Below are 9,914 nucleotides of genomic sequence, written 5' to 3'. Positions count from 1 at the left end.
GTCGTCGGGCGCCGGCGCAGGGTTCGGCCGGCCGGTGATGACCTGCGTGGGGTCGTCATCGCCGTCGGGGCGCAGGGTGCGCGAGGAGTCCGGCTCAGCCATCGCCCACCCCCTTCCCTGCCTTGCTCCCTCTCCCCCTGGGAGAGGGTTGGGGTGAGGGCACCGGGCGATGGCAACAGGCGCGCCTCGTCGACGGCCCGGCGCTCTCACCCCCGCCCTCTCCCCGAGGGAGAGGCAGAGGGAGCAGAACCCCGGTCATGTGCCTGCCTCCAGCCGCCCGCCCGGCTCGCTGTTGAAGCCGAACAACGCCTCGAACTGGTCGTCCTGCGGCAGCCCATGGCTCGCGATGCCCGGGCCGCGCTCGGCCACCGGGTCGGTGAACCACAGCGAATGCCCGACTTCCGGCAGCGCGAGCGGCGGATGCTCGCCCTCGCCGTCGCCCGCACCGTCGGCATAGCCGGAGAACAACTGCCGCAGCCGCTCGTCGAAACGCAGTGCGTCGAGGTCGTGCTCCAGGCCCTCGAGCGCGGCCTGCGCCGCGAGCGTCCACCAGCGCTGGGTGCGCGCGAGCACCTCGCCTTCGAGCGCGGTGCGCGAAGAGACCAGCTCGGCCGCCAGCGTGAAAGGAAAGTAGCGCCCCACGCCGTCGACCGAGGGCATCATCACGCCGAGCCAGCTGCGGCCGCCGATGACGCCTTCGCCCAGCACAAAGCACCACAGCGGCGCCTTGAGGTAGCGGTCGGTCCAGTCGGCATGGCGCGCGCGCAGCCTGCCGAGCCCTGCCTGCAGCCAACGGTCCCACATGTCCCGGAACTCGGCGGGCATGCGGCGCTGCGCGAAGTCGCCCATGCCGGGCAGCTTGCCGAACCAGCCCGGGGCGAGCGTGACGCCTTCATCTTCTTGCATCAAAGTCCTTCAGGGCACGCGAATTCGCGCAACTCCCGCAAGCGTATCGGGTGCTGCACGCTGTTGGTGGTCACCTCGAAGCGCGTCTTGCGCGCGCCGATCTGGAAGGTGATGAAGAAGCGCTCGGGCGCGTCGCCGGCTTCGAGCTGGCCTTCGTCGAGCACGCGGAACAACGCCCAGGGGCCGTCGACCGCCATGCCCGAGGGGCCGCTCGCCGACGGCGGGCTGACCTGCACGCGCACCTGGTTGCTGCCCTTGGGGCCCGGCCACTGGATGGCCATCGGCACCACCGGGCCGTGCGCGTACTTCACGAGCTGGCCGTCGACGTCGAGGATGAACTGCGTGATGCCCGCATCCATCTCGACCGGCTTGAAATCGAGCCGCATCGCAGGCGTGCGGCCGGCGGCGCGGAAGAAGATGTCCTTGATGCGCGCGGCGCGCTCGAACTGCGCGACGGCCTGCACCGTGATCGCGCCCTGCTCGGCCACCGGCCGGTAGCGCCAGGGCCGGGTGCTGGTGTCGACCAGCGCGGCCAGGCGCTTCTGGAAGAAGTCGTCCATCAGCCCGCCAGGGCCGAACATCTGGCCGAAGTCCTCGGGCAGCACGTCGCGCTTGCTGTTCTGCACGAAGGGGTAGCGGCCGGCGATGGCGCGCTGGCAGAACTCCGTGACGGGCCGCAGGTCCTGGCTCAGGCTGCCGCGCTCGGCCGCGCGCGCCTGCACGGCACCGGTCTGGCTCAGGTTCTCGACCATCGAGCGAACCGGTTCGGGCAGGCGCATGGCGTCGGAGCGGAGCTTGGCCGCCACGTCGCCGGGCGGCGGCGCGCTGCGGCTCTTCACGGCGCTGTCGACCGCGGTGAGGTAGACGTAGACCTCGTTGAAAAGCTTGAGCGAATCGTCGATCGGCGCCGGGCCGCCCGGCGTGGGCGATGTGACGAGACGGCGCAGCGGCTCGAAGCGGTCGTCGACGATGCTCTCGATGCGCTTGCCGGCGGGCAGCTGCTTGTCGGGCTCGCTGCCGAACAGCGTTTCGAGGTTGCGGCGCGTGTTGCGCACGGAGTCGGCCGCGCGGGCCACCGCGTCCTTGGCCTGCTCGGGCGGGATCAGCGTCGTTTCCTTCACGGCCGCGCGCAGGAAGGCGGCCAGCGGCGAGCCGGCGCCCGAGAGGATGCGCGCCATGTCGATGTTCTTGTCGAGCCCGTTGGCACGCACCAAGCGCACGTCGGCGAGCAGCGCCTCCCAGACCTTGACGTATTCCTCGAGGTAGAGGCGGCGCACGCGGTCGGTCAGCGCACCGAGCGCGGCTGCGTCGCGCAGGCGGTCGGCCGTGCCGCGCTCCTGGCCCAGCACCCACGGGTCTTCGGTCGCGAGCAGGCCCGCGACCACCACCACCTCGTTCTGGAAGGCCTTGTGGTAGCCGTCGTAAGTGAACATGCCCGGCACGCCGTCGGTCAGCGGCTTGCCGCTGGCGCGCTCGAAGACCAGGGGGCCCGACGGCCCGGCCGCCGCGGCAACGCTGAAGGGCGGGACGTCCTTGCCCAGGCGCTGGCGCTTGAGGCGGCTGAAGATGCGCGCCTCCAGCGGGTAGCTGGCAAGCACGGCGCGCACGTTGCGCACCAGTGCGTCGTCCATCTTGAGCGGCGAACGCGGCGGGCCTTGGGCGATCAGCACGTCGAGCTGGTCTTCCAGCAGCTTGCGCTGGTCTTCCGGAATGCCTCGGTCGAGGCTGCGCGACCAGTCGAGCGTGATCCATGCTTTCAGCGCCTCGGCATCGAAGCGGTCGGGCTGGTGCAGCATCAGGTAGGTCTTGAGCGCCTCGTAGCTGAACTCGAGGTTGTCCTTCTGCGCGGTGCGCAGCTGGTCCTCGATGCGCTTGGCCAGCTGCGGCAGGAAGACCTCGTTGAGCGCGCGCTGGTGCACGAGCATGGCGGCGGCATCGAGCTTGTCGCCCTGGTACAGGCCCAGCGTCATCGACAGCGGCTCGTCGCCCTCGCGGTTCTCGGGCGCCTTCCAGATGTTGCGCAGGCTCTGCAGCACGGGCGCCACCTGCACCAGGTTCTGCACGCGCGCGGGCACCGAGGCCAGTTGCTGCCGCGCGGGCTCGATGCGCGCATCGACCGCCTTCAGGTACTCCAGGTTGCGCCAGCTGCTCCAGCCCCAGCCGGCCAGCAGCGCGAGCGTGACCAGCGTCATCGCCGCGAGCCCGGCCATGCGCCAGGCATGGCGGCGCCGCTCCAGCTTCACGTCGGCGCCGGCCAGGCGCTGCTCGGGGAACACCACGTCGCGCAGCAGCGAGGTGAGGAAGTAGCTGCGCCCGCTGCTCTTCTGCGGCGGCAGCACGGCGCGCTCGAGGCCGAAGCTGCGCGACAGCGCGCCCATCACGCGGTCGATGGGGCTGCCTTCCTGCGTGCCGCTGGTGAAGTACACGCCACGCACCCACGGCGGCTGGCTGAAGCGCGAGCCGGTGACGACCTGGTCGAGCAGGTCGGCCAGCACCGGCTGGATGGAACCGAACTGCGCCGGAAAGCCGAAGATGGCGGCGCGCCGCGTGCCGTCGGTCTCGCGCTGCATGCGCTGGATCAGCGCGTCGTTGACGCGGCCGTGCAGCAGGCCGAACTCGCGGTGGAAGGCGGGCGAGAGGCCTTTCTCGTCGATGGCCGTGCCCTCTTCCGCCGACAGCGTGAAGCCGAAAACCTGCGCGCGCTGTTCCTTGCCGAGGTCGGCGAAGTATTCGGAGAAGCCGTAGAGCAGGTCGCTCTTGGTGACGAGCACGTACACCGGCAGGCGCGTGGCGAGGCGCGTGTCGAGCTCCAGCAGCCGCGCGCGGATCGACGCCGCGAGCGTGCTGCGCGCCTCGGCGCCCTGCGCGAGCAGGTCGGCCACGCTGACGGTGAGGAACACGCCATTGAGCGGCCGGCGCGGGCGCACCTTCTTCAGCAGGCCGAGGAAGCCGTCCCATGCGCTCTTGTCCTCGGATTGATGGCTGTCCTGCGTGGTGTAGCGGCCGGCGGTGTCGATGAGCACCGCATCGTCGGTGAACCACCAGTCGCAATTGCGCGTGCCGCCGATGCCGCGGATGGCGCCGGGGCCGAACTTGTCGGCCAGCGGGAACGACAGGCCCGAGTTGACCAGTGCCGTGGTCTTGCCGGCCCCCGGCGCGCCGATGAAGACGTACCACGGCAGGTCGTAGAGGTAGCTGCCGCCCGACAGCGACAGCCAGTCGCGCCAGCCCGGCTTGCGGCCGGCCGCGTGCAGGCGCATTTTCTTGAGCGTGGCCACCGCTTCGGTGAAGCGGGCGTTGAGCACCTTCTGCTCGCCGCTGTCTTCGGCCGATGCAGCCGGCGCGGCGGGCGCCTTCATGAGGCCGTCGGTGAGATGCTGGCTGGCCTTGCGCACCCGCCAGCGCCGGTACAGGGCGCGCAGCACCACCAGCAGCACGATGACGCCGATCAGGATGGCGCGCGACAGCTCGCTTTGCAGCGGGGCCAATTCGCCGATGCGGATCAGCGGGCCGACCCACCAGATCAGCAGGCCGACGACCAGCAGCGCCAGCACCGTCAGCAGCACGGGATGGAAGAGCCATCCGAAGAGCTTCTTGATCATCGCTTCGCCCCCGCCAGATCAGCCGCCACGCGCTCGGGCGGCGACAGCAGCACGACCTCGACCCGCCGGTTGCGCGCCCGGTTGGCCGGTGTGTCGTTGGCTGCGACCGGCTCGGCGTCGGCCTTGCCGTCGGAGCGCATGCGGGCCGGGTCGACCAGCGTCGCCAGCGCGCCCTTCACCGCATCGGCACGCGCGGCCGACAGATGCCAGTTGGACGGATAGCGCATCGAGCGGATCGGCTGGTTGTCGGAGTGGCCGGTGATCAGCACCTCGCCCTGCACCTCGGCCAGCGCCTGGCCGATGCGCGTCAGCACCGGCAGCGATTGCGCCATGGGGTCGGCGCTGCCGGAAGCGAAGAAGCTGTCGCCGCGCAGGCGCACCGTGCTGCGGTCGGCCTCGTCGGTGACGGTGACCAGCCCCTGCTTGATCTCGGCCTCGAGGAACTTGGCGAGCCGCGGCGCCTTGGCCAGCACGGCCGGCGGCGCGATCTGCACGTTGGGGACGCGCAGGCTGGAGACGGCGGCATAGGTGGTGTCGGAGCGCTGGTTCAGCGTGAGCCGCAGCCCGAACCAGGCCAGCGCAAGCAGAAGCGCGAAGCCGGCCGCAAACACCCACAGCGGCAGCGACTCGCGCAGCCGCACCGTGCCGGCGCCCTGGCCGCGCCAGTGCGGCGAGAGCTCGGCCTCGACCGGCGGGCGGTCTTTGGCGATGAGCTCGGCCAGGCGCTGGCGCACGCTGTCGAGCTGGGCGCGGCCGTTCTCCACCACGCGGTAGCGGCCTTCGAAGCCGAGCGCCAGCACGCTGTACATCAGCTCGAGCAGGGGGCGGTGTCGCGGCACGTCCTGCGCGAGCTTGGCGAGCAGCTGGAACACCTTCTCGCCGCCCCAGGTCTCGTTGTGGAACTGCACCAGCAGGCTCTGCTTGTTCCAGCCGCCCTGCACGCCCCACGGTGTGTTGGCCACCGCCTCGTCGAGCGCGGTGCACAGCACGTAGCGCGCGGCCAACACCGTCTCGTCGGCGATGCCGGCGCGGCGTGCGTCGGCATCGAAGCGATGCACGGCTTCGGCGGTCGACGCACGCAAAGTCGCCATGTTGGTGGGCTGCGCGAGGTTGCGCAGCTTGCCGATCAGCACCAGCAGCGGGCCGGCGGCCGACACGAGCGGATTGAGCAGGCTCAGCTCGCCGAGCTCGGCCGGCAGCGGCTCGGCGCTTCCCATCGCGGGCGGCGGCAACGGCGACGCGGCCATGCCGCCCGGCCCGCGCGGCTTGGGCTTGATGACCGTGCGCTCCGATTCGAAGGCCGCGAAGGGGTCGGGGGTTGTCATGGTGCGACGCCTCTGTCTTTGACTCCCTCTCCGTCCGGGAGAGGGTTGGGGTGAGGGCACCGGGCGGTGAATGGGCCTGCAAAGCCCGAGCGACTGGTCTTCACTCCCTCTCCCTGTGGGAGAGGGTTGGTGTGAGGGCAGCGGGCGGTGGATAGGCTTGCACGCTGCGACGCGCCGTCTGCCCTCACCCCCGCCCTCTCCCAGCGGGAGAGGGAGCAAGACCGGATAGCCCTGCTGGTCATGACCGAATCGCCCAAAACGCCAGATCGAGCCCTGGGAAATCGCCCGCGATGTGCATCGCCATCCCGCCGGACTGCTCCAGCTGGCGCCACAGGTCGCTGTTGCGGGTTTCGAGCTCGAAGTAATTGGCGCCGGCGTGGAAAGGAATCTGCCTCGGCACCACCGGCAGCGGCACCAGCGCGACGCCCGGCAGCGCCAGGTTGACCAGGTCGCGAATGCGCTCCACCGGCCCGATCTTCACTTGCGTGGGGAAGCGCGCGCGCAGCGCCTCGCCCGGCATCTGCGCCTGCACCGCCAGCACGAAGGTCGCGTTGCGCTGGAGCTCCACGTCGGGAATCAGCGCCACGCGCACCCCATGCTTGCGGTCGTGCAGGTCGATGCGGATAGCCGACTGCTCCAGCACCATCGACAGGCTGCGGCGCAGGTCGTCCATCAGCGGCTTGAAGCTCATCGCGAGCTGGTCGTGCACGTAGGGTGCGAAGCGCGACACCCGCCGCGCATCGCGAAAACTCGCCAGGTCGCCGGCCAGCGCCAGCGCGCGTTCGAAGAACTGCTGGGGGTGCAGCGTCGCGCTCTTCGCCAGGTGCGCGAACACCGCCTCGTTGCGATTGACCGTCTGCAGCAGCAGGAAGTCGGCGATCTCGGCCACGCCGCCGGTGCCGCCCTGCGTCATGCGCCCGGCCAGCGCCTCGCCGCGCTGCCTGAGCAGGCCCAGCAGTTCGTCGAGCCAACCGCGTACCGTCGCATGGCCGGCCACGTCCAGCAGCGGCGGGACCAGGGCGCGGTCGAGCTGCACCTGGTTGTCGACGCGGCGCTCGACCACGCCGGCGACCTGCAGCGTAGTCCAGGCATCGGTTGCATCGTTGGCGCGCATCAGGCGGGCGTTGAGCGAGCCGAGTTGCAGCATGGCCGTGCGATCGCCGGCGGTGTTGGAATCGGGCACCTCGGCCTCGAGCACGCGGTGGCGCACCAGGTCTTCGTAAGCCTCCGCATCGGCTTCGCGCGCGCCCGCGCGACGCAGGGGGAGCGCGAGCAGAACCGGCTCGTCGCGCATCGACGCGGGTATGTCGAGCGGCTCGGGCAGCGGGTCGACCGCCGGCATGTCGAACACCGTGCCGTCGCCGAACACGCCCACGGCACGCACCAGCGCCAGCTTGCCCAGCGTGAGCGCAGCCGTGTCGACCTCGAGTTCGGCGAAGCCCCAGGCATAGGGCGTGGTGGTCCGCAACAACAGGTGCCGCGCATGGTCGGCATGGCGTTCGCTCTGCTGCAGGTGCTGGGGCTGCAGCAGCATCCCCTCGCTCCAAACCACTTTAGTTCGCCAAGTCATCCACGCTCCGTCGTTGGCGGGCCGCCCCGCCGAAAGGAAACAACTAGTTTCCGGCGCGAGGGGGGCGCGGCAAATCTGGCTAATGGCCTAGGGGTGGGGGATGGTCTAGTGCGAAGGGGCTATGGGAGCGAGGGCACGCGGGGATAGCTGGGCCCTCTGGGTGCTTTTACGACTACTGCTGACAACGACTCAGGGCCGGACGAACGCTCAGATACCTGAAGGGTGGCGAGGGGTTTGTGAGGAGGGTCGCTTCACCATTAAATCTATCGAAAACGCGGCCAATGACCTGACTCGTATTGCTTCAAGTTGTGTTCTACGGGGTGAGCGGTGCCCGAGGTATGAATCGCGCCGTCGTCAACGCGTACTATAAAAGGCGCATTGCCGGCCAGCATGAATTGGTATTCGCCCGTCAATACGTAGTCGCTTGATTGATAAAAAACATCCATCCATACTCCTTTTTGAGAGTATCGATAATTTTTAGCGAATCGCTTGCGCACTCTTCCATTTTTCGCAAATGATTCAGCGCGATCATTTCTGCGTCTTTAAAACTATCACACCACCCCCCAAAACCATGACGCGTGGCCGCAATCCAAGAGCGAAAGATACCGCGAAAAGCCGAACAAGCCATACCGTACATGTAGGTTACAAGCAAATTCTTGCACCTATTGCCACGCATCCGATTATCGTGCCGGCATAATAAAGAGGAGGAAACAACAGTACAGAAAAGCCAATTATGGTTAACGACACAGCCAAACGCAGTAAGGATTTGGCAATGATATTTAAAGTGACCAGGAGCAAAGCAAAAGGCATCAATGACGTGATCAAACCGCCCAGAAGATAACCCCAATATTCATGAGGAGTTTTTCTCGCAGCCAACGGATCGAAACCATATAGTCCGTCGAAAATGAAAACGAAAACCAGCAGCCCCGTTAGAATGGCCAAAATGGCCTGCCAGACGAAATCAACATCTTTCAGATGTCTGACCCAAAGAATCAGATAGATCAACAATCCGCTCGGCAATGCCACGAAATATCCATAGTCCCAGCCAAATAATGTCACTGCCGTCCACCTTGATTTTGATACCAGATTCGAGGAACCGGATTCTCATAGCCCGGCGCGATATACGGGGCGAAATCATACGCCGGCGTGAAGCCTGTCGTCGCTCTCAAAATGCCTGCCAGCCACGAGTTGCTGTTGTACCTAGCGGCTCCCATATAACCTTCGAGCGTCAACGGCACCGAATAGGGCAGCACGCCGTTTTGGTATGAATTCGCAGTTCTAATCAACGAACTTGCAAACGCCGTGGTTGTTTGACCTTCGGGAGGAGTGATCGAGTATGGACCCCAAACCACATTTGATCTTGGCATGTGGGTCAGCCGGCTACCCAGGCAAAGCCTGCAATAAACCCCGACCTGAGGAATGAAATTCGATGAATCCGATAGCAAGCCGGCTTGTGGCTGACCATCTATGACTGCAACTCCAGAATACCCGTCGGAAATGGACAGAGACAGGTGAACAGAATCTGGAGTGGTGATAGTGCCGATCACGCCAGCCGCAATGTTGCCTTGAACTTCAACGCGGATCGAGTTCGAGCCACACATTTTAGTGTGCTGGCACTCGTTGTTTTTTATTGCGCTTCCTGCTGCAAGTGCCGCGAAGTTTGCTTGCGCGAGATCATCTCCAACCAGGGCACCTGCAATTCCCCCGATCAGTTGACTCAATTCGACGGCTGCCACCGCATCCTGCGCCTGACCCGTTGAGAGCAGAAGTTGCGAGCTCAGATTGCCGACGACGGCGCCCGTTGCAGCCGCAACGCACCCTGTGGCGCCCTTGGACGGATGGAAGCTGGCCGAGCCTGCACCAACGGCGCACCCGACAAGGGCATGCGCTAGTTCGCCGGCAATTGCATTCACGTTGCTGGTTGCTTTCAACTCCCCGATCTCAAAAGCGCCTTGATTGGCCACAGTTGTCAGCAGAGCGTTGGCAAGCCCGTCGCGCAACTCGTCTTCCAGACTCGTGCCATTGACCGCACTGCGCACCACCGAAGCCGCAGCGTTGTCGATCAGCTGCCGCTTCAGTTGATTGGGCAGCCGTGCCGAGCCATTGGCGGCCTGCGTGATGTTCTCCGGCAGCAAGCCAGACGTGTTGATTCCCTCGATGGCCCCCGCGGTCAGCATCGACGTGGCGATGGCCTTGATCCCCTCGCTGCTGGTCAGCTCCTCGATCACCTTGCCGAGGTCGCCATCGTTGGCGGCCAGGCTCACGGCGGCGCGGCTCGCGATGGCGCTGACGCCGGCCTGAACTGCGGCACTCGCGCCCGCGGAGATGCTGGCACTGGCGCCCGCGGATGTCGCAGCACCGCCCGCGGCGGCCCCTGCCTGAACTGCCGCCGGGGCGGCGATGGCGGCCGCCACGACGCTCACGACCAGGGTCGTGACCGGCCCCATGCCGCTCTGGTGATACGACCAGCGGTCGTGCTCTTCCTTGACCCGCTGCCAGGTGGTGCTGCCG

At 67.0% G+C, this 9,914-nt stretch carries 6 protein-coding genes; all 6 read right to left on the bottom strand.

The features are described from left to right. Nucleotides 1-255: 255 nt before the first annotated feature. Nucleotides 256-906 carry a type VI secretion system-associated protein TagF gene (tagF, locus tag B0W80_RS32925; RefSeq protein WP_077003350.1) on the bottom strand — a complete coding sequence of 217 codons (651 nt, stop codon included), beginning with the start codon at nucleotides 904-906 and terminating at the stop codon, nucleotides 256-258. Beyond that, nucleotides 906-4,508 (bottom strand): type VI secretion system membrane subunit TssM, encoded by a 3,603-nt coding sequence (tssM, locus tag B0W80_RS32920; RefSeq protein ID WP_077003349.1) that lies wholly within the window; start codon nucleotides 4,506-4,508, stop codon nucleotides 906-908. Before tssM ends, tagF begins: the two co-directional genes overlap by 1 nt. After that, nucleotides 4,505-5,833: a DotU family type VI secretion system protein gene (locus tag B0W80_RS32915; protein ID WP_077003348.1), complete on the bottom strand. Its 1,329-nt coding sequence runs from the start codon at nucleotides 5,831-5,833 to the stop codon at nucleotides 4,505-4,507. Before B0W80_RS32915 ends, tssM begins: the two co-directional genes overlap by 4 nt. A 238-nt stretch (nucleotides 5,834-6,071) precedes the next feature. After that, on the bottom strand, nucleotides 6,072-7,403 hold the full coding sequence (tssK, locus tag B0W80_RS32910) for a type VI secretion system baseplate subunit TssK (RefSeq protein ID WP_077003347.1): 1,332 nt from the start codon (nucleotides 7,401-7,403) through the stop codon (nucleotides 6,072-6,074). Nucleotides 7,404-8,045: 642 nt separating this feature from the next. Further along, entirely contained in the window at nucleotides 8,046-8,429 is a 384-nt protein-coding gene (locus tag B0W80_RS35265; protein WP_143684893.1) for a hypothetical protein, read from the bottom strand. Nucleotides 8,430-8,458: 29 nt separating this feature from the next. Further along, on the bottom strand, nucleotides 8,459-9,914 hold a 1,456-nt coding region (locus B0W80_RS32905), incomplete at its 5' end, for a DUF637 domain-containing protein (protein WP_179107084.1).

Source organism: Variovorax sp. KK3 (assembly GCF_001984055.1).
Lineage (GTDB): Bacteria > Pseudomonadota > Gammaproteobacteria > Burkholderiales > Burkholderiaceae_C > Variovorax.
The sequence above is the reverse complement of the archived record's forward strand: the minus strand, read 5'-3'. Positions and strand labels throughout refer to the sequence as shown.

Bases quoted from the DNA above. Each gene is read 5' to 3' on its own strand.
- tagF (WP_077003350.1), bottom strand. From the start codon at position 906: ATGCAAGAAGATGAAGGCGTCACGCTCGCCCCGGGCTGGTTCGGCAAG.
- tssM (WP_077003349.1), bottom strand. From the start codon at position 4,508: ATGATCAAGAAGCTCTTCGGATGGCTCTTCCATCCCGTGCTGCTGACG.
- B0W80_RS32915 (WP_077003348.1), bottom strand. From the start codon at position 5,833: ATGACAACCCCCGACCCCTTCGCGGCCTTCGAATCGGAGCGCACGGTC.
- tssK (WP_077003347.1), bottom strand. From the start codon at position 7,403: ATGACTTGGCGAACTAAAGTGGTTTGGAGCGAGGGGATGCTGCTGCAG.